General features: G+C 70.4%; 19 protein-coding genes. 11 read left to right on the top strand and 8 right to left on the bottom strand.

Annotated elements, in window-relative coordinates:
• Positions 1-165 precede the first annotated feature (165 nt).
• Positions 166-930 (bottom strand): snapalysin, encoded by a 765-nt coding sequence (gene snpA, locus ACWEKM_RS15895; protein ID WP_451621759.1) that lies wholly within the window; start codon positions 928-930, stop codon positions 166-168.
• Positions 931-1,797: 867 nt separating this feature from the next.
• Between snpA and ACWEKM_RS15900 the strand changes: the two genes are divergently transcribed.
• Both ACWEKM_RS15900 and ACWEKM_RS15905 read left to right on the top strand, forming a co-directional pair.
• Entirely contained in the window at positions 1,798-2,355 is a 558-nt protein-coding gene (locus ACWEKM_RS15900) for a hypothetical protein (protein WP_451621760.1), read from the top strand.
• A 446-nt stretch (positions 2,356-2,801) separates the two neighbouring features.
• Complete coding sequence (locus ACWEKM_RS15905; protein WP_451621761.1) at positions 2,802-4,094, top strand: cytochrome P450; 1,293 nt, start codon at positions 2,802-2,804, stop codon at positions 4,092-4,094.
• A gap of 27 nt (positions 4,095-4,121) precedes the next feature.
• Here the strand turns inward: ACWEKM_RS15905 and ACWEKM_RS15910 are convergent, their stop codons facing one another.
• The gene (locus ACWEKM_RS15910) at positions 4,122-4,667 is read right to left on the bottom strand and encodes an ATP-binding protein (protein ID WP_451621762.1); all 546 of its coding nucleotides are present in this window, start codon (positions 4,665-4,667) and stop codon (positions 4,122-4,124) included.
• 179 nt (positions 4,668-4,846) lie between these two features.
• On the opposite strand from ACWEKM_RS15910, the gene ACWEKM_RS15915 reads away from it, so the two are divergent.
• The 6 genes from ACWEKM_RS15915 (at position 4,847) to ACWEKM_RS15940 (ending at position 8,159) form a co-directional block, all read left to right on the top strand.
• Positions 4,847-5,764, top strand: a complete 918-nt coding sequence (locus ACWEKM_RS15915; RefSeq protein WP_451621801.1) for a helix-turn-helix domain-containing protein — start codon at positions 4,847-4,849, stop codon at positions 5,762-5,764.
• Positions 5,724-5,858, top strand: coding sequence for a DUF397 domain-containing protein (locus tag ACWEKM_RS15920; RefSeq protein ID WP_451621763.1), 135 nt, complete (start codon positions 5,724-5,726; stop codon positions 5,856-5,858). The genes ACWEKM_RS15915 and ACWEKM_RS15920 overlap by 41 nt, the downstream gene beginning before the upstream one ends.
• A gap of 79 nt (positions 5,859-5,937) precedes the next feature.
• The gene (locus tag ACWEKM_RS15925) at positions 5,938-6,159 is read left to right on the top strand and encodes a DUF397 domain-containing protein (protein ID WP_451621764.1); all 222 of its coding nucleotides are present in this window, start codon (positions 5,938-5,940) and stop codon (positions 6,157-6,159) included.
• Between the two features lie 281 nt (positions 6,160-6,440).
• On the top strand, positions 6,441-7,358 hold the full coding sequence (locus ACWEKM_RS15930) for a hypothetical protein (protein WP_451621765.1): 918 nt from the start codon (positions 6,441-6,443) through the stop codon (positions 7,356-7,358).
• A 97-nt stretch (positions 7,359-7,455) separates the two neighbouring features.
• Positions 7,456-7,827, top strand: a complete 372-nt coding sequence (locus ACWEKM_RS15935) for a hypothetical protein (protein ID WP_451621766.1) — start codon at positions 7,456-7,458, stop codon at positions 7,825-7,827.
• Positions 7,821-8,159 carry a type II toxin-antitoxin system PemK/MazF family toxin gene (locus tag ACWEKM_RS15940; protein WP_451621767.1) on the top strand — a complete coding sequence of 113 codons (339 nt, stop codon included), beginning with the start codon at positions 7,821-7,823 and terminating at the stop codon, positions 8,157-8,159. The genes ACWEKM_RS15935 and ACWEKM_RS15940 overlap by 7 nt, the downstream gene beginning before the upstream one ends.
• A gap of 29 nt (positions 8,160-8,188) precedes the next feature.
• Here the strand turns inward: ACWEKM_RS15940 and ACWEKM_RS15945 are convergent, their stop codons facing one another.
• On the bottom strand, positions 8,189-9,577 hold the full coding sequence (locus ACWEKM_RS15945) for a hypothetical protein (protein ID WP_451621768.1): 1,389 nt from the start codon (positions 9,575-9,577) through the stop codon (positions 8,189-8,191).
• A gap of 431 nt (positions 9,578-10,008) precedes the next feature.
• On the opposite strand from ACWEKM_RS15945, the gene ACWEKM_RS15950 reads away from it, so the two are divergent.
• Together ACWEKM_RS15950 and ACWEKM_RS15955 are read left to right on the top strand one after the other, a co-directional pair.
• Entirely contained in the window at positions 10,009-10,662 is a 654-nt protein-coding gene (locus ACWEKM_RS15950) for a LysE family translocator (RefSeq protein ID WP_451621769.1), read from the top strand.
• A gap of 146 nt (positions 10,663-10,808) precedes the next feature.
• Positions 10,809-12,701, top strand: coding sequence for an NAD-binding protein (locus ACWEKM_RS15955; RefSeq protein ID WP_451621770.1), 1,893 nt, complete (start codon positions 10,809-10,811; stop codon positions 12,699-12,701).
• A gap of 355 nt (positions 12,702-13,056) precedes the next feature.
• Here ACWEKM_RS15955 and ACWEKM_RS15960 read toward each other — a convergent pair whose 3' ends face one another.
• Entirely contained in the window at positions 13,057-14,856 is a 1,800-nt protein-coding gene (locus ACWEKM_RS15960) for a prolyl oligopeptidase family serine peptidase (RefSeq protein ID WP_451621771.1), read from the bottom strand.
• A 67-nt stretch (positions 14,857-14,923) separates the two neighbouring features.
• Here ACWEKM_RS15960 and ACWEKM_RS15965 point away from each other — a divergent pair, with 67 nt between their 5' ends.
• Entirely contained in the window at positions 14,924-15,100 is a 177-nt protein-coding gene (locus ACWEKM_RS15965; RefSeq protein ID WP_451621772.1) for a hypothetical protein, read from the top strand.
• A gap of 75 nt (positions 15,101-15,175) precedes the next feature.
• Here the strand turns inward: ACWEKM_RS15965 and ACWEKM_RS15970 are convergent, their stop codons facing one another.
• Genes ACWEKM_RS15970 through ACWEKM_RS15985 form a run of 4 tightly spaced genes read right to left on the bottom strand, consistent with a single transcriptional unit; the run spans position 15,176 to position 18,252 of the window.
• Positions 15,176-15,994 carry a hypothetical protein gene (locus ACWEKM_RS15970; protein ID WP_451621773.1) on the bottom strand — a complete coding sequence of 273 codons (819 nt, stop codon included), beginning with the start codon at positions 15,992-15,994 and terminating at the stop codon, positions 15,176-15,178.
• Between the two features lie 16 nt (positions 15,995-16,010).
• Positions 16,011-16,916, bottom strand: coding sequence for an aldo/keto reductase (locus ACWEKM_RS15975; RefSeq protein WP_451621774.1), 906 nt, complete (start codon positions 16,914-16,916; stop codon positions 16,011-16,013).
• Positions 16,913-18,100, bottom strand: coding sequence for a cupin domain-containing protein (locus ACWEKM_RS15980; RefSeq protein WP_451621775.1), 1,188 nt, complete (start codon positions 18,098-18,100; stop codon positions 16,913-16,915). Before ACWEKM_RS15980 ends, ACWEKM_RS15975 begins: the two co-directional genes overlap by 4 nt.
• A gap of 14 nt (positions 18,101-18,114) precedes the next feature.
• The gene (locus ACWEKM_RS15985; protein ID WP_169435287.1) at positions 18,115-18,252 is read right to left on the bottom strand and encodes a hypothetical protein; all 138 of its coding nucleotides are present in this window, start codon (positions 18,250-18,252) and stop codon (positions 18,115-18,117) included.
• Positions 18,253-18,564: the final 312 nt, after the last annotated feature.

Genomic DNA, 18,564 nt, shown 5'->3' on the forward strand with positions numbered 1-18,564 from the left:
TCGCGCCCAACGCGACCGTGTCGAGGCTCAGTTGATGGTTGACGGGTTGGCGTCGGGTGATGCTTGACGTCTGCCCTAGAGGATCCTCTACCAGGCGATCATCGAGATCGACCAGTGAGCTACCACCCGAACTCACGCCTGGGTGCGCGATGAGTGGGAACGCAATCAACTCCAGGGCGTGCTGTGGAGCGGATACCCCGGACCGTGGCTCGGCGCCACGGTCCGTACCGGCGGTGCAGCGTTCGGGTCGTCAGCGGGCTGGTTCACCGCGCCCGGGGCCTGCGCGAGTCCGTTGGCCCACAGCTGGTCGACACGCGAGCGCTCGGTGACGTTCGGGTAGCGGTTGGTGCAGGATGGGCCGGCGCTGCCGCCCGACATCAGCTCACTGCACGACCCGTTGTAGTCGTCCGACAGGCCCAGCACGTGCCCGGTCTCGTGGGTGGTGACGCGGACCGAGTCGTACTGCTGGTTTTGGGCGTAGTCGAGCAAGACGTAGCCACTTCCGTGGCCGTTGGTGGAGGCGTAGGACCCGCGCGGGTCGTTGCCCTCGTAATAGGAGAAGTCGGCACCGCTCGACGCTTCCTGGAGCTTGACGTTGGACTCGGAGCTGTTCCAGATCGCGGCCGCGCTCGATATCTGCGAACGGAAGCTCGGTGCCTGGGAGGCGTTGTAGTAGACAGTCACCGCCTGCGCGTTCGGCTGGACGGCGCGCTTCTCGGCGACGGACTTGAGCACGGCCTCGAAGAACGCCTTGTTGTTCGCGGCCTCCTCAACCGACCCGGCGTACCGTGCCACGGAGGCACCGGCGGGAGCGGATGGGGTGGCGGCCGGCTGGGCGCTCGCCGGCACCGCCGCGCCCAGCGCGCTGGAGGTCAGACCCAGGCCGAGAGCGAGGGCGAGGAGTCTCGGGGACGTTCGGGACGACTTCATCTGGGGGGGCTCCTACTCACTCGGTGACGCCCAGCGCCAAGCGCCCAGCGCGCGGTCGACGCTGCGTGAACACCGGTTCCGAACTGCGGCGACGTCCTGTGGGTCGTCATTCTTAGAACGGCTCGACAGGGAGCGCAAAGGGTCCCGCCACTACGTCGCCTCGTAGGTCCCGGGAACTCGCCAGGGCAGTGCGCGCGTCTCCGGTCCGCAGATGGCGGCAGGAGAGAAAGCTGTCGCGACGTCAGAAGCCTTACCTCACGGAGCAGCAGACGTGCGGGCCAGCCGGGCGGAATCCCGGGACGTGCGGCGGGATTCACATCCGGATCAAGACAGACAAATCCTCAGATGTCCACCATGACGTTTCTACTAAGTGCGCCGGTTGGTTGGCGGAGCGCTGTGACCGGAGTCATAGAACATGAGCTTCCGCTTCTTTCGCGCCCACCGGCCCCACCGGCCCCGGGGCGCCCCCAGGAAGTCACCCTCGGCGCTGGGCGGCATCCCTCACCGCTGAGCCGCCGCCGCTCAGTCCTGATCAGGATGGAGGCCGGGCCCGGCGTGCAGCCCGGCGAGCGGCGTGGGGAGGGAGAGAGGTCGGTCGGTCCCTCGCCCGCCTCCAGCAGCGTGTCCGTCGCACCCGGTGGCTTCGGGACTATGCGGGCCGGGCTGTCGTCAGCCACGCGAACGAGGTGCGTGCCCGGTCGTCGGCAGTAGTCGGGCCGACGTCCGAAACTCGCTGACCGCCGGGGTTGCTGCCTATGCGTCCTACTACCTTGATGAAGCCGGCCCGCACGGACCCAGCAACACGGCTGGGCGAACTGTGGCCTGCGGCATAGCTCCAGCCTGGGCGGCGATTTGGGGTGTCGAGAAATGATTCACGAAATCGAGGACATCGAGCAGGAGCGCCGCAGACTCTCGCGCAGACCGGCAGCGGATGACGCACCCCCCGTCTTGTGCGTCTTTGATGTGCGGACGAGCGGCGCGGTCGCAGACTTCGATACCCGAGTGCGCTCCGTGCTGGCGCCTGCCCTCCAGCTGGCGGTGTCACAGTCGTTCGAGGGGGAGGACCTTCCTCTCGATGCGATCCCTGACTGGTTCGTCGCCGCCGGCCGACCAGGCGCGATTTCCGTCCCTGACTTCACCCAAAGCGGCGTGGAGCTGTATGAAGCCGCAATCAGTGGCGGACCGTGGGACGTGCAGGAATGGCTTTACCAATTCGACCCGGACTCCGATTTTCGCGGTTGGGCGTGGTGGGATCTGACACACTCGTCGAGTGGCCGTGCAGCACGTATCTGGGTGGACACGTGGGGTGAGTCGTTCTTCGCCTGCGATGAGCTTCGTTGGCTCGCCTATGTTTCCGGTGGTGCAGAAGTCAGCGGGCCGACGCTTGTGAGGGCTCCCGACTGGATCGCCGCAACGACGCCGTGAGCCGCCGGGCGACCACAGCGATGCGGAAGTGACAGTTCCTCCCGGATTCGCGCGAGTGGCCCGGAGCGCCAGGCCAGGGGGCGGCCTCACGCGTCGGCCCAGCCGGGCGTTCGTAGCCGAGTTCGGCATTGGCCACCTCTGCCTGCGAGCGATGCCCTGAAGGTGACATACGCGGCATGTGTGGAAATATGGTATGTACACCCTTGACTGGAAGGGCTTCAGACCGGCGAGAGGAGTACATCATGATCGCCAAGCTGCTCGGCAAGCTGTCCTTCACCCGCCACTACGGTGCGTACGGGGAACACGACTGGCACGCGTACGCCGGCGACAACACGGTCTGACCGCACTGCCGACGGGCGCCCCCGGGTGTCCGCCGGCTCCCAGTCAAGCTGCCGACGATATCGACCTGGACGGCTACCGGAGTCAGGGACGATCTCATGGGCCGAATGAATGAGCCCCCGCGGTTGCCCGGGGGCAGCTTCGCGGCCTGGAGCCGCGACCGGCTGGCAATAGCTCGCCGTGGCGCTGATGAGTGCGGGGACGTCTGGCAGCTGGAGCCGGGTGTCTACGTAGCCGCCACGGCCGAGCCGTGTGAAGACGTCCTGCACCGCGCGCAGGACTTCCCCAAGGCGTCCTCGCCTCTCTTCCCGCCGTTGAAACGGTCGAGCGGAGCACCGACGCCTGAGCAGCGTGCGTACGCGCGTGCCGCCCGGATGCGCGGACTACGCGCGCAGGCGGTTGCCGCCCGGATCGGTGAGATCGCGCCCGGGGCCGCTCGATTTGCTGACCAGTGGCCCACGGGCCGGGACGTCGAGGTCCTGCCCCCGGCCCGGCACGCCCTGGCAGAGATCGGCGTGCGCTACCTCTTCTCCGAAGACGCTCCCACCCTGCTGCCCTTTGCCTCACGACTCTTCCTGGCCCGGGAGCTGCTCGAACGCCCCTCGCGCTGGGTGTGGCCGCGCTGGGTCCCGACACCGGCACGGCGGTTTCGCACCCGGCAGCAAGTCGCCTTCACCAACGCTTTGCGGCCCGTTGTCCGTCGGCGCCGTTCATCGGGCCGGCTCGGTGACGACGTGCTGGGACAGATGCTCCGGCCCTCCTCCCACTACGGCCTACTGCCGGAGGAGGCCATCCTCGACACTCTCCCCGGGATCACCGTCGCCACCTTCGAGACGCCTTCCCGGGCAGCCGGACTGATCCTGCTCCACCTGGCCCGGCACCCCCAGGCAGCGGACCGCGTCGCAGCCGAAGCCGCCTTGCTGCCCGCTGACCCGGCCGCGACGACCAGCACCCACCTCGACAGCCTGCACTACACCCAGGCACTGGTACGCGAGGTGCTCCGACTGCACCCCCCGAGCTGGCTGCTGACCCGGCGCACCACGCGACAGACTCAGCTCGCCGACTACACCATCGACGCCGGGTCCACCGTTCTGGTCTGCCCCTACACCGCCCACCGCGACGCACGGGAACACTCCGAGCCGGACCGGTTCCAGCCCGAGCGCTGGCTCGACGATTCGGGCTCGCCGGCGAAACCCGGGGTCTTCCTCTCCTTCGGTACCGGGCCGCATGGCTGCGAGGGAGCCGCTCTGGCCATGGCGATGCTGACGCTCCTGACTGCGCACACCGCCCGCCGCTACCACTTGAGCGAGCCGCCCGGACCGGAACCCAGCTACCAGGTCACCACCTTCGGAGGTCTCGCAACTGTCGGCTTGCGCCTGCGTGCCACCGCGCGCAGCTGAGAACAGTCCGGCTTTCGGCTCAGCAATTCAGGTCTCTTCAGCCGCAGTTGGTGGGGCGATGGACATCTCCGCCCACACCGTTTTGCCCAGCGGGTGACGCGGCGCCGAACCCCAGCGCACGGCCAAAGCGTCCACCAGGAGCAGCCCTCGGCCCGACTCGCCCTCGGGAGCCGACGAAGGCGGGGTCGCGGGGGGCCGTTTCGCGGAGGCCGCGTCCGCGACCTCGACGCGAACCAGGCCGGTCGCCGTATCGAGAGCGAGCCGGAGGCCGAAGTCACGTCCGGGCACACGGCCGTGCCGCACGGCGTTCGCGGCGAGTTCGGCGACGACGAGGGCTACCGCGCACGACGCGTCCGACTCCGGCGGACAGCCCCACTCGTCCATGTACCGTACGGCGAGCCGCCGGGCCAGCCGCGCACCCCGCGGAGAGGAGGCGAACTGCGCGACAAGAGGCGGCAGTTCACTCTGTACGTGGGTGAGGGCACCCCCGTCGGTGAAGGCACCCGCCTCCGCTGCCAGGGGCGCGGCACCGCGCCTCGGTTCGTCCGCCGGGACGGTCGTTTCTGTCAGCACGGCGTGTTCCGTTCTTGTGCGTCGAGCAGGGAGATGTCGCACGATGCGCGCGATCCATCACGTTCTGCACTCAAGGGTCGTCCGACCGGCCTACGCTCAACAGGTGACGCAGCCTTACTTTTCAGCCCGTAAGTAACGGAGGTGACGCTTTGGCCAACGGAATTGATCCCAGCGCGTCGATGGCCGCACTGTTCGGTGCGCGGGTCCGCAGACTCCGTAGGGCGGCCGGACTGACCCAGGCCGAACTGGGCGTCAAGGTCCACGTGGTGAGCACGCGGATCACGCAGATCGAGCGGGCGTCCGGGGCGAAACCGACACTGGAGCTGGCGCGGGCGCTGGACGTGGCGCTCGGTGCGGACGACCTGCTGGTGGAGCTGTGGCCGTACGTGTACCGGGAGGCGTTTCCGGACTGGTCGCGGAAGTTCATGGAGTACTCGGAGCAGGCGGTGACCATCCGGCAGTACGTGGCGCATGTGGTGCCGGGTCTGTTGCAGACGGAGGACTATGCGCGAGCGGTCCTCAGTCTGGACGCGTTGCTCGACGGAGAAGAACAGTTGGAGGAGCGGGTCACCGCCCGAATGGGACGGCAGGAACGCCTGGGTTCGCCCGATCGACCGGAGCTGTGCGTAATCCTGGACGAGGCGGTATTGAGGCGCCCCATCGGCGGCCGTGGTGTGATGCGGCAGCAGTTGGTGCGGCTGCTCGATGTAGCAGCGGAACGTCACATTACCGTGCAGGTATTGCCGTTCGACCAAGGCGGACACGAGGCGATGGGTGGCTCGCTGACCATCCTGACTCTGTCGGACGGCTCTGAAGTGGCCTACACGGAAGGCTCGGACTACGGCCAACTCATCGAGGAACCGGCCAACGTCAGTCGCTACAAGGTGATTTACGATCGGCTGCGGGCAGCAGCGCTGCCCCCACTCATGTCACTCGACATGATCCGGTCCACCATGGAGGGCAACTACCGTGGCGCGAATCTCCCGTCCCGATCTGAACGGCGTCGCCTGGCGCAGGAGCAGTTACAGCAATCAGGCGGGGGGCGACTGCGTGGAGGTGGCCGACGGATTCCAGGAGGCCGTCGTCCCCGTCCGTGACAGCAAGGCCCCGCACGGTCCGGCACTGTGCTTCGAACCGGCCACCTGGGCCGCCTTCATAGACGAGTTGAAGGCCGGGCAGTACCGTCGCTGAGGCGGCCGTCTGCTGGCGGCAGCTCTGCCCCCGCTCATGTCATTGGGCATGATCCGATCCGTGTTGGAGGACAACCACCGTGGCTCGAATCTCCATTTCCGACCTGAACGGCGTCGCTTGGCGCAGGAGCAGCTACAGCAATCAGGAGGGCGGCAACTGCGTGGAGGTGGCCGACGGATTCCAGGAGGCCGTCGTCCCCGTCCGTGACAGCAAGACCCCGCACGGTCCGGCACTGCGCTTCCAACCCGCCACCTGGGCCGCCTTCATAGGCGAGTTGAAGGCCGAGGGTCGCCGTCACTGAGTCCGCCGGGCTCTGGTCGCCGTCCGTGCCCCGGGCTCACCGGACCCCTGTCCGCGAGGGCCCGGCAGGCCGCTGACCTCCCCAAAGAACCGGGAGAAAGAACTCCCGCCCACCCACCCTCCCCGGCCGCACGGCCCGCGTCACCCGTCCGAGTGACCGGCTTGCGGGGGCGGGATACGGACCGTTACGTTCACCGCAACAACCGCACACAGACATCGGCCCCCGGCCGGGACGGCAATCCCGATCGAGGGCCTGACCGATCAGGAAGAGACACCTTCCCGATGGCTGACCCGAAGTCTAACGCGCCCCTGCGCGCCGCCGCCGGAGCTCCGACCTCCGGCGTGATCCACGTCCGCACCCGGCTCACCGCCGACTTCACCGTGATCTCCAACGCCCTCGCGCAACGGCGCGGCAGCGCGGTCACGGTCGGTGTCGCGGCGTACATCCTCTCCCTGCCCGACGGCGCCACCGTGAGCATCGCCGCCCTGTGCGGGCACTTCACCGAGGGCGAGATCCTGATCTCCCGGGCTCTCAGGGAACTCGAAGAGGCCGGGTACCTGGAGCGCCGCCGCGAGCGGACGCCCACCGGGCAGGTTCGTACCCGGACGTACTTCTACGACGTCCCCGGCGGCGATCCTGATCCGTACCCGGAGGGCCCGCCCGAGCCGCCGAAGCCGCCCCGGCCGCCGAAGCCGTCCCGGCCGCGCAGGCGGCCCGCCGCCGGTGAGGCCCCGTCGCTTTCGGCACCCACCGCGGTGGCAGCGCCCGCTCCCGCTCCGGACGCCCGGGAGCGGGCCGGGGAACCGACACCACTCGCGGACGCCGACCCGCAGGCAGTCGCCGTACTGTCCGCGCTGCGCCGCGTCGACCCCCGTCTCGTCCTCTCCGAGCGGGAGGCCGCCCGCCTCGTCCCGGGCGTCACCCGGTGGCTCGCGGCGGGCCTTCTGCCCGCACAGATCACGGACCACCTCACCGCAAGACTCCCCGACTCCTTGCTGTCCCGCCCGGTCGGCATCCTCGCCTACCGGCTCAAGGAGGCTCCCCTGCCCGCACCGGCAGCAGGCGCAGAACCCCCAGCAGGTCCGGCCGTCGTGCCCATGCGGAACTGCGACGGTTGCGACCGGGGATTCCGCTCGTCGGAACCAGGCCGCTGCCGTGACTGCCGAGGGCCCGAGGAACGCCTCCCTGTCGCTGCCTGATGAGTGAGGCGGCGGCTCAGGGCGCTTGACCAGAAGGGACACGAGAATGACACTGGATGTACGACAATTGTCATACGGCCGGAGAAGGGAGGGAAGAGTGCCCCCGAAGACCGAACAGAAGAGCCACGCCTCATCAGGGGGCAGGGCCAAGAAGCGGACCTCGACCACGGCGGCCCGGACTTCACCCGCCCGCCAGAAGCAGGGCGGCAGCGGTGCGACGAGCGTGGCCCAGGTACGGCTGCGCCCGGATGAGCTGGCGAATCTGCAACAGGTGATGCAGACCCTCAACCTGCACTCGCTCTCCGACGCCTTGCGTGAGGGGCTTCGCCTGCTCTCTCGCGAGGCGACCGAGGTTGCCGCGGCTCAGGAGATCCGCGACTTCTACCGAGGCGGCCAGGCTCCGACTCCCGAAGGCGTTCTGCCCGCGACCGCGGATGAGCTGGCGGCGGCGGACGAGATCGAATGGTGAACGCCGGCTCGGCGCTGCGGGGCGAAGTCTGGGGCTGTGTCCTACCCAACCCCATCGGCCCGCATCCCGTGGTCGTTCTCACGGTCAATCGCGTTGCCGAACCACTGTCGGCGGTGACCGTTGCCGTGATCACCGGCACACCTGGGCCCGCCTCCACCCATGTCCCCGTCGGCTCCGACTGCGGGGTGACCAAGTACGACGAGTCGTACGTGAACTGCACCGACCTGCACACCGTGGACAAACCAAGGCTCCGGCGGCGTCTCGGCCTGCTGTCTTTGAGCGAGATGCGGCGTGTGGAGGAGAGCGTTCGCGTGACCCTGGGGCTGGCGTAGTCCTGGAGCGCCCGGCATGTTCCTCATCATTAGGACGAGGTCCGGGGCGAGGGCGGCTGGGGCGTCTCCGGACCCTCCGGACCCTCCGAACTCTCCGAACTCTCCGGACCCTTCGGAGCATCTGGGCTCTCCGGGCTCTCGGGCTCCGTCGTGGCGTTCTCTGCCGCGAGGAAGTCCACGATCGCCAGGGCGAACAGCAGTGCCAGCGCCAGGCCCACCACCACCCAGCCCGTGGGACGGTTCCACAGCAGGTAGGCGAGGACGGCCGCGGCCACCAGTACCCAGGTCAGCCACCGGCGGTGGCGGTGCGTGAACTGCCCCACCGGACCCGTACGCAGCCCCAGCCGACCGGCCGTGGCGCGGGCGGCGCCGAGGCCCGCGTGCCACAGCCGTCGTACGGCGCTCGCGTACCGGCCCGGTCCGGTCAGCCATGCGGCCAGGGCGACGACCACGCCCAGCGCCACCACCATCCGCACCGTCGTACGCAGGAAACGGGTCAGCGTGTCGTACACGGCGCCGGCGGCGGGACGCGAGACGCCGGCCGGCAGGGCATCGAGGTAGAAGGGGCGGAACACGGTCAGGGCGATGCCCAGCAGAAGCGTGGTCACGGCGACGCCGAGCGCGCCCGCGACCAGCGCGCGGCGGCGCCGGGCGGCGAGCAGCACGCCCGCGGCGACCAGCAGGACCGCGATGACGGGCAGCCAGTTCCCGGCCAGTTGCAGCAGCCGGAGGGAGGTCCTGGCCCGGCCGATGTCGTCCGAGTGGGCGACCGTGAAGTCGGTGTGGACCGCGGGGATCTTCTGCGCGACCGTCAGTCCGGAGTCGACGAGACGCTTCTTGACCTGGTCGATCACCGGGGCGAGGTCGATGGTCACGGTGTTGTCCTGGAGCTGCACCGCGCCGCCGCCATGGCCGGTCAGGGCCTTCTCGACGGTGGCGTGGATCCTGCGGTTGGCGTCGATCCAGAAGGTCTGGAAGGCCCGCGAGGCCAGCACGTCCTCCGCCTTGTCGTGCACGAAGGAGCGGACGGCGCCCTCCAGGGCCCCGCCCAGACCGCCGAGGGCCTGCCGCAGCCGGGGGCGGTCGGCCGGTGCGACGTCCTCCAGCAGGGCGTTGAGGTCGAGGTGGGTCATCAGGGCGTCGGTGATGCGGGTGGCGGCGGCCGACCGGACGGCGGGCTCGGCGGCGAGCGGGGCGACCGTGTCGACGTAGCGGTCGGTGTCCCCGACGGTGGTGGCACTCCACGCGGCCAGTACACCGAGGGGAGCCAGCGCACAGCCCACGACGACGAGCAGTACGGCGAGGAAGGAGCGCACCCGGTGCAAACGGGGGCGTGTCCCGCGCTCGGCCTCCAACGCGGCCACCCGCGCCCGCAGTTGAGCGAGTTCGTCCGCGTCCGGGACAGGCCGGTCCGGCATGACGGTCTCCCTGGTACCTGGTCCCTGGTTACGGCCGCTCCTCACAGCACAACCGCCACCACATCCCCGGTCGACCCCAGCGCCCCCATACGAGTGACCCGCACCCCGCACCTCCGGTCCCCGCACCTCCGGTCCCCGCGCCTCCGGTCTCCGCGCCTTCGGCCCCCGCTCCTACGGTCCCCCGGCCGCACCCCGCAGCCCACGGCCCACGGCCCACGGCATGGCGGCCACCGCCCCTCAGCTCTCGATCTCCTCCTCCGGGACGGCTGCACGTAGAGCGCATGCAGCGGGGCGGTGCCGTGGGCGTCCGCGACGGCCTCGACGACGGGGTAGGTCAGTACCTCGGCGCCGAGCCGCCCGCCCGTGGGCACCAGGACGCGGGGCAATACCCTCGCTGCTGGGCGGTATTGATTCGAGACGGGAGGCGTTTCATGGTGGAAGCGAGCGGGCTGCTGGGCGTGGCGGTCGTGGCCCTCGGCATGGTGCTCACCCCGGGACCCAACATGGTCTACCTCGTCTCCCGCAGCATCACCCAGGGCAGACGCGCCGGACTGATCTCCCTCGGCGGCGTGGCGCTCGGCTTCCTGGCCTACCTGCTCGCCGCGAACCTGGGGCTGTCGGTGGTCTTCGTCGCCGTACCCGAGCTGTACGCCGCGGTGAAGCTGGCCGGTGCCTGCTATCTCGCCTACCTCGCCTGGAACGCGCTCAGGCCCGGCGGCCTCTCCGTCTTCACGCCGCGGGACGTGCCCCCCGACTCGCCGCGCAGGCTGTTCACGATGGGCCTGATGACGAATCTGCTCAACCCCAAGATCGCCATCATGTACCTGTCGCTGATCCCGCAGTTCGTCGACCTCGGCCGGGGGCACGTGCTCCTCCAGGGCCTCGTCCTCGGCTCGGTGCAGATCGTGGTCAGTGTCGCGGTCAACCTCGGGATCGTCCTCGCCGCCGGCACGATCGCCGTCTTCCTCGCCCGCCGCCCGTCCTGGCTCAAGGCGCAGCGCTATCTGATGGGCACGGTCCTCGGCGGTCTCGCCGTCTCGCTCGCCCTCGACTCCCCCAACGCCGCGCACACGGGTGCACGATGACGGGTCGTCACCGGTCGGTGCGGTGCGGGCGCGTGCCCTGCGGGTAAGTGATCGTCCCCCTCTGGCACCACCTGTCTCCTTCAGGCAGTCTTTCCCTCGTGGGGAGCGTTCCGATTCGGGGTGGACCAGGTGGCGCGCCCGCACCCATGGTGGTGTGCGGCGACGACGGGCTGGCGCACCGGCTGGCAGCCGAGCTGCGCGGGGTGCACGGCGCGCAGGTCACGCTCGTCGTACCGGCGGGCGCCGGCACCGCGCGGCCACCGGTCGTCGGGCGGGCCCGGGCCGCGTCGGCGGCGCTACTGGACCGGGTGAACGCGGCCGTCGGCCGGGCCGCGGGCAACGGCACCGTGCTCGGCGGCACCGTGCTCGGCGGCCTCGGCAACACCGGCTCCGGCGGTGAACCCGGGCGCACCGAACGGGTGTTGGAGACGGCCGAACCGACCGAGGCGGTGCTCGCCGAGGCGGGCGTGGAGCGCGCCGCCGCGCTGGCCCTCGTGTACGACGACGACGAGACCAACATCCGGGCCGCGCTCACCGCCCGCCGACTCAACCCGCGGCTGCGGCTCGTCCTGCGCCTCTACAACCGGCGGCTCGGCCAGCACATCGAGGAACTCCTCGACCAGGCCGCCGCGTTGGCGACCGGAGACGACTCCGGCTCCTCCGGTGACGCGTCGACGACCGTGCTGTCCGACGCCGACACGGCCGCCCCGGCGCTGGTCGCCACCGTGGTCGCCGGCACCAGCAAGGTCGTCCAGACGGACGGGTTGCTGCTGCGCGCGGTGGAACGGCCGCCGCCCGCACCGGGGGTGGTCGCCGACCCCGGGCTGTGCACGCTGGCGCTGCTGTCGGCGACCAGCAGCGACCCGGACGGCGCGGACGGCTCCGAGGGCAGCGGGGAGCGCGGGCCGAGGCTGCTGCCCGACGAGGCGGAGGTGGCGGCCGCCGCGGGCCGCGGGGCCGTCGTGCTGGAGCAGGTGTCGTACGCCGCCGGGTCGCCGCTGCCGGCCGGCCGCACCGGGGTCGTACCGCCGTTCGCCTCGCTGTTCTCGCGGCGGCTGCGGTGGTCGCTGGCCGGGCTCGTGGGGTGCGTGCTCGCGCTGGCCGTGGCGCTGTGGCTGGTGACCGGGATCCATCCGCTGGGCGCGTTCTATCTGACGCTGCTCGACCTGTTCGCGATCGACGAACCGGCCCTGGGCAAACCGCTGGGCCGACAGATCCTGCAACTGCTGTCCGGGCTGGTCGGGTTGCTGCTGCTGCCGGTGCTGCTGGCGGCGGTGCTGGAGGCGCTCGGCACCTTCCGGACCGCGTCCACGCTGCGCAAGCCGCCGCGCGGGCTCGGCGGGCACGTGGTGCTGCTCGGGCTGGGGAAGATCGGCACCCGGGTGCTGACCCGGCTGCGGGAGCTGCACATCCCGGTGGTGTGCGTGGAGGCCGATGCGGACGCGCGCGGCCTCGCCACCGCACGACGGCTGCGGGTGCCGGTGGTGCTCGGGGACGTGACGCAGGAGGGCGTACTGGAGGCCGCCAAGATCCACCGGGCGCATGCGCTGCTCGCGGTGACCAGTGCGGACACCACGAACCTGGAGGCCGTGCTGTACGCCCGGTCCGTCCGCCCGGACCTGCGGGTGCTGCTGCGGCTGTACGACGACGACTTCGCGACCGCCGTCTACCGGACCCTGCGGGCCGCGCATCCGCGGGCGCTCACCCGTAGCCGCAGCGTCACCCACCTGGCCGCGCCCGCCTTCGCCGGGGCGATGTTCGGCCGGCAGATCCTGGGCGCGATCCCCGTGGAGCGGCGGGTGCTGCTGTTCGCCGCCGTGGAGGTCGACGCGCATCCGCAGTTGGAGGGGCGCAGCGTGGCCGATGCCTTCCGGGCCGGGGCCTGGCGGGTGCTGGCGCTGGAGGGGCAGCAGCAGCCGTCCCCCGACCATGTGCTGCGCGCCGGCGACCGGGTGGTACTGGCGGCTACGCGCCGGGGTCTGGCAGAACTACTGGGCCGCCACCGCGCCCCCCAGCCCGCACCCCCCGACTCCGACTGACCAAGCCATCCGACCCGCACACGTGGCCGAGCCACCTCGCACCCCCCGACTCCGACTGACTGAGCCATCCGACCCGAACCGAGCCCTCACCTGACCGGGCCAGCCCGCACCACCGGCCGAGCCGGCCCCGGGCGGCCGAGCCGCCCCACGCCCATCAAGCGCCCACCGCAACCGACCGAGCGCCCACCCAGGCTGGCCGCGCCACCTGCCCCAGCCCCAACCGACCGACCGAGCCGCCCCTGACCAACCGGGCCTCGGCCGCCACCACCCCACCCGGACCAGCCCGGACCAGCCCCGCCCGACCGACCACGGCCGACAGCGGTCGGCAGTGGCTGGCAGTGGCCGACCGGCCCGGTTACTTCGGCAGGTGGCGTTCCGCGAAGTCCATTTCCAGGCGGACCTGCTTGATCCGTTCGTCGACCACCAGGGAGCCGTGGCCCGCGTCGTAGCGGTACACCTCGTGGACCGCGCCGCGGGATTCGAGCCGCTTGACGTAGTTGTCGATCTGACGGATGGGGCAGCGCGGGTCGTTGACCCCCGCGGAGATGTAGACGGGGGCCTTGACCGCGTCGACATAGGTGAGGGGGGACGAGGCCCGGAAGCGGTCGGGGACCTCCTCGGGGGTGCCGCCCAGCAGTGTGCGGTCCATGGCCTTCAGCGCCTCCATCTCGTCCTGGTACGCCGTCACGTAGTCGGCTACGGGGACCACGGCGATGCCCACCGTCCAGGCGTCCGGCTGGGTGCCGAGGCCGAGGAGGGTGAGATAGCCGCCCCAGGAGGCGCCGGTGAGGACGAGTCGGGCGGGGTCGGCCAGGCCCGAGGACACCGCCCAGTCACGGACCGCGGCCACGTCCTCCAGCTCGATCAGGCCCACCCGGTGCTTCAGCGCGTCCGTCCAGGCCCGGCCGTAGCCCGTCGAGCCGCGGTAGTTGATCCGCACCACCGCATAGCCGTGGTCCACCCAGGCCGCCGGGCCCGCGGCGAAGGAGTCGCTGTCGTGCCAGGTCGGGCCGCCGTGCAGGTCGAAGACCGTGGGGAGGGGGCCACTCGCCCCGGCCGGCTTCTGGATCAGCGCGTGGATGCGGCCGCCGGGACCGGTCACCCACGCGTCCTCCACCGCGACCGAGGACGGGCACTTCATCCCGGGCGGGTCCAGGACCACCCGGCCCGTCGTCGAACGCACCGCGGGCGGCTCGGCGGCCGAGGACCACAGGAACTCCACGCTGCCGTCGGGCCGGGCCGTCGCGCCGGAGACCGAACCCGGCGGGGTCGGGATGCTCGTCAGCTCGCGGCTCGTCAGGTCGTAGCAGAACAGCTCGCTGCGCGCCTCGAAGCTGTGCGCGACGAGCAGGGCGGCGCCGTCCGGATACCAGTCCGCGCTCACATCACCGGGGAGGTCCAGGGCCAGCTCGGTCTCCTCGCCCGACGTCACGTCCCAGACCAGGGGCTCCCAGCGGCCCCGTCTCTGGTGGCCGATGAGCAGCCGGGTGTCGCCGTCGACCGGCGCGAAGCCCAGCACCTCAAGGCCCAGCTCCCGCGTGCCGCCCCTGCTGTCGTCGAGTTCGGCGACGGTCGTGCCGTCCGGGCGCAGGACGCGCAGCGCGGAATGCATCGCATCGCCGTGCTCGGTGTGCTCGATCGCGATCAGCGAAGCGTCGTGGGAGAGGTCGCCGACGCCCGCCGACTCACGGTGGCGGTACAGCTCGAACGGCTCATCGCCCTCGCGGGCCACATGGATCGTCGTACCCTCCTCGTCCGTCGAGCGGCCGACGATCGCCGTGCGGCCGTCCCGGGCGAGGGCGAGTCCGGCCGGGTAGGAGGGTGCGAGGCCCGGCATGGCCGGCTCGTCCGCGCCGCCCGTGAACGGCTGCCGACGCCACACACCGAACTCGTCGCCGTCCTTGTCGTCGAACCACCAGATCCACGCGCCGTCCGGGGAGAGCAGCCCGTCCGTCGTGCCGTTCGGCCGGGCCGTCGCCTGGCGCTGCGCTCCCGTGGCGCGGTCCCACGCGTACAGCTCGTATGTCCCCGTCGCGTTCGACACGAACAGGGAGTGGTCGGGTGCGTCCTCCGCCCAGTCCGGCAGCGACACCCGCGGCGCGCGGAAGCGCTTCTCCCAGTCCGGCATGCCGCTCTCACTCTTGGCCCCAGTCATGGCCCCATAGTGCCCGTTCCCACCGACCGTACGCTGCCGAGTCCCCCAGCCTGTGGACAACCAGCCCGTGGACAACCAGCCTGTGGACAACGTCCTCGCCCGACGGCGCCCCGGCGAGACCACGGCGGCGGCCCGTAGCCGGTTGGACACGCCGGCCCGTGCCCGCGTCCTCTCGGAGAAGATCAGTTCCCGCGTGAAGGGACGGCCGGAACTGGACGGCATCCGGCTGACGGGCCCGGCATGAGTCGGGGGCCTGCCTACGGCTATGGATCAGTGAGCCCGTGCCGTGCGCCAGAGTCTTGGCGTCCGGAGCGTGGTGTCAGACGGTGACCTCAGACTGGGCCGGAACCGGCACGCGAACGCCCGTGAGGGCTTCCGCGCGGGCATGGAGGCGGGGAGCAAGCTCGGGGTACCAGCCACGGGCCACGGCCTGGAGCATCTCCGCCAGCGCCGCAAGTTCCCCGATGCGTCCGGCTGATGTGTCGAGGATCGCCGCGAACTCCTCGCGGATGCGGGCTGCGACCGCCGGAACGAGGAGACTGTTCACGTAGAGGAGGCCCGCGTCGTAGCCGAAGGGCACCAGCCCCCACCGCTCCCAGTCCAACAGGCACAGGGGTGCGCCGGTGAGGTTGCCCCAGTGCAGATCACCATGACCGGTCACCCGCTCCACCTTGGCGGGGGCCGGAATGCCGAGGAACTGTGGGAAGGCTCGTTCGATCCACCCGTCCCGAACGGTCGTCTTCACTCCCTCCGCCTCAGCGAGCAGGACAAGGGCTTGGCGAAGGTCCGTCCACCATGCATCCGGCAACCCCGGGTCGTGGTCGATGTCGGCTCGGTCCGGAGACACCACGGGTTGCGTGAGGTAGTCGAGGACTTCGGCCTGGAAAGCCCACTCCCCGTCAGTCCAGTCATGCACTGCGTAGAGGTGGGGGCGAGGGACGCCGTCAGGCACCAGCTCAGAGGCCCCGACGATGCCCTCCCCCTGCTTCCTGCCCGCGTTTCTCCTTGCCGTCCGGCTCACCCGTAGCCACCGGTCCCCCGCTCGGCGTCCGAGGGTGACGCCAAGGAAGCCCCATGCCAGCGGCCCCGTGCAGGTGAGGCCCAGAGCCTTGGCCGCCCGGTCGTGGGCGGCCTCCATCAGGGCCTGTACCTCCTCATTCAGAGGCGAGTTCATCCGTTACCTTCCTGAGTTCCTGGGCCGTCAGAGGCGCAGCCAGAGCCTTGGCCACATCGTCCCAGTGCTTGCGGGTGCTCGCGGAAGTCAGGACGACATCGAGGCCGGGGCACGAGCCGGCGGTCAGCAGGGCAGCGGCTGCGGCTGACAGGCCGGGGCGGATGAGCTTCACCAGTTCGGGTGTCATGGCATCGAGGAGTTCGCCCCCGTGCAGGGGAGCCGAGCCGAACGTGATCAGCCCTGCGTCCTTCGCCTGCACCAGCGGTCCACCGCCGTCGAGTGCCTGCCTGATCACGTCATCCATGACCAGGCTGACGGGCACCTGCAAGCCCATGAAGTGATGTCCGGCGGAGCCTGCCGCCTGCCGGGCGAGCGCGAGCAACTCGGGAACATTGAAGGCTCCGGAGCCCATGCCCGACCATGTGGCGACGCCGTATCCGCCGATCCTGCCCGCGTGGGCAAACTCTTCCAGCGCTGCGAAGGCTTCCCGCACCCGTCCGAGGAGAGCGGCACGGTCACGGCCGTGTGCGTGGTGCTCCGGGTTGTGCACGAAGACCATGTCCACGCGGCCGAGCGCGGCCAACGAACGCTCCGTCTGCCAGCGGACGAAGCCCCGTTCAAGGCTGTGCCCACCGGCCGCCTCGCCCTGGGTGAGCACGCCGTCAGCCAGAGCGCTGCACCCTTGTGCCACAGTGAAAAACCCCGTCTTCGTGGCTACTCGAACGGTCGGGTACTCGCTCAGGAGCGGGCTCAACTCCTCATGCGCCCGGCCACAGGCGTAGTTGGGTGCCGTGTCCACCCACGGGCTACCGGCGGCCAGGGCAGTGCGTGCCGCCTGACTGACGGCACGCACGCGGTATGTCCCAAGGGAGAGCGCGGCAGTCACAGCGCGGTCCCCACGACTGCGACGGCATGACCTTCGATGAGGGCGGAGACCAGTTCGGCCACGTCCTTGACTTCCAGTCCGGCGGAGGCGGCCATCTCGCCCAGTGAGGTCGGCCGGTTGGTAAGCAGCGTGCCCAGCACGGGCGTTGCGGACTCGGCGAAATCCCACGCAGTACCGGCCGCCGGGAAGGTGACCGTGTTCTGCGCCGGGTTCACCGTCAGGCGGCCCCTCGGTGCGGTGAGCTTGACCGTGATCTCCGATCGTGCCGGGAGTCCGTCCACGTACGGGAGCGAGGGAATCGCGTGGCCCAGGTCGGTTGTGTCGATCGACTCCCCCCACCGCTCCACGAGGCGCGGGTCCGTCATCATGTCGGCCACCTCACGGCGTATGGCGTCGATGAAGTCCGACTGTTGCGCCGGCGAGCCGAAGCGCGGAACGTCCCTGCGGAGCGCGAGAGATGCCCGGAGCTGATCCACAACCCAGAGCATCAGGTCAGCACCTGTGTGCGGGACCATGCCGAACGTCAGGTGCAGGGATTCCGTCCCCTGGTCGGCGGTGACCGCGTGCCACCAACCGCGCGGCAGGTAGAGCACGTCACCCGGGGACAGAACGAGGTTCGCTACCGGGTCGCCCGCCGGTTCCTCTGGCGGCTCCACGTCCCGGAAGGTGGGCGCCTCACGGGTCATCCCCCACAGGCGCCACCGCTTCGATCCGTGCAACTGGACCACGATCACGTCATGGTCATCCCAGTGCCGGCCGAACCCTTCTCGCTCCGTCCACGAGGCGTACACGTTGGTCTGAACGGGAGTTCCGAGGAAGCGTTCCAACTCCTCGGCGGCCACGCCTACGGGCGGGTGGATCTTCTCCACCGCATCGAGAACCAGCGACGCCCCGTCTCTGAGCTGCGCGTGGAAGTCGGACGGTTGGATGCGAGACCAGGTGACCGCTCGGCGGTTCGTGGTCGGGATCGCGTAGCGGTGGAGCGGCACCATCTCACCGTCAGCCGACAGGCGCAGTCGGGGCGGCTCCAGCCGCTGTGTGGCGATAATCAGGTTCAGGTCGTCCCAGGAAAAGAGCCCCGCCGTGTCGGCGGCGCTGGGGAAGTGTGCGTAGGAGCGGTGGTACGTCTGGGCGAGGAACCTGTCCCCGCCCAGACGCCCCGCCCACGAGGCTGCATCAAGCACCGTGGGCGCTCCCGTCAGTCGTTGCCGTCGGAACGGCCACTGCTGACGTCAGACTCCTGCTCGGCACGCGTGCGCGCGGCCACGATCTTCCGCTTCGCGACAAGCAGGCCACCCCCCTCGGGGGCTACCGAACCGGTGTTCTCTTCCACCATCGGACTACCTCTCTTCTCGGGAACTCCCACCGGGAATCCGGCAGGAAGCAAAGGGCGACAGCGGCGAGTGCGGCGGTTGCCGGACCGCAAGGGGCATCACGCCGACCTCGGCAGCAACAGGCGCTCCGTGCACCGAGGACAGCCGCACGGCGGGTACTTGGTCGGTGAACCCAAGATCACTGCGTTGCGCGGGTTCACCTTCACCGTGCGTACCGGGCCGTACGTCAGGCCGCCGTCGTACGACACCCGCAGAGTCATGCGCCCGGTCATGAGCGCACACCACCATCAAGGTCGAACGTCTGCCGGTCTTTA

It is taken from the genome of Streptomyces sp. NPDC004752, from assembly GCF_053601275.1.

Excerpts from the sequence above, each read along its gene's own strand:
- ACWEKM_RS15930 (WP_451621765.1), top strand. The coding sequence starts at position 6,441 with ATGGCTGACCCGAAGTCTAACGCGCCCCTGCGCGCCGCCGCCGGAGCT.
- ACWEKM_RS15905 (WP_451621761.1), top strand. The coding sequence starts at position 2,802 with ATGAATGAGCCCCCGCGGTTGCCCGGGGGCAGCTTCGCGGCCTGGAGC.
- ACWEKM_RS15940 (WP_451621767.1), top strand. The coding sequence starts at position 7,821 with ATGGTGAACGCCGGCTCGGCGCTGCGGGGCGAAGTCTGGGGCTGTGTC.
- ACWEKM_RS15955 (WP_451621770.1), top strand. The coding sequence starts at position 10,809 with ATGGTGGTGTGCGGCGACGACGGGCTGGCGCACCGGCTGGCAGCCGAG.
- ACWEKM_RS15970 (WP_451621773.1), bottom strand. The coding sequence starts at position 15,994 with ATGGAGGCCGCCCACGACCGGGCGGCCAAGGCTCTGGGCCTCACCTGC.
- snpA (WP_451621759.1), bottom strand. The coding sequence starts at position 930 with ATGAAGTCGTCCCGAACGTCCCCGAGACTCCTCGCCCTCGCTCTCGGC.
- ACWEKM_RS15915 (WP_451621801.1), top strand. The coding sequence starts at position 4,847 with ATGGCCGCACTGTTCGGTGCGCGGGTCCGCAGACTCCGTAGGGCGGCC.
- ACWEKM_RS15945 (WP_451621768.1), bottom strand. The coding sequence starts at position 9,577 with ATGCCGGACCGGCCTGTCCCGGACGCGGACGAACTCGCTCAACTGCGG.
- ACWEKM_RS15985 (WP_169435287.1), bottom strand. The coding sequence starts at position 18,252 with ATGGTGGAAGAGAACACCGGTTCGGTAGCCCCCGAGGGGGGTGGCCTG.
- ACWEKM_RS15900 (WP_451621760.1), top strand. The coding sequence starts at position 1,798 with ATGATTCACGAAATCGAGGACATCGAGCAGGAGCGCCGCAGACTCTCG.
- ACWEKM_RS15950 (WP_451621769.1), top strand. The coding sequence starts at position 10,009 with ATGGTGGAAGCGAGCGGGCTGCTGGGCGTGGCGGTCGTGGCCCTCGGC.
- ACWEKM_RS15960 (WP_451621771.1), bottom strand. The coding sequence starts at position 14,856 with ATGACTGGGGCCAAGAGTGAGAGCGGCATGCCGGACTGGGAGAAGCGC.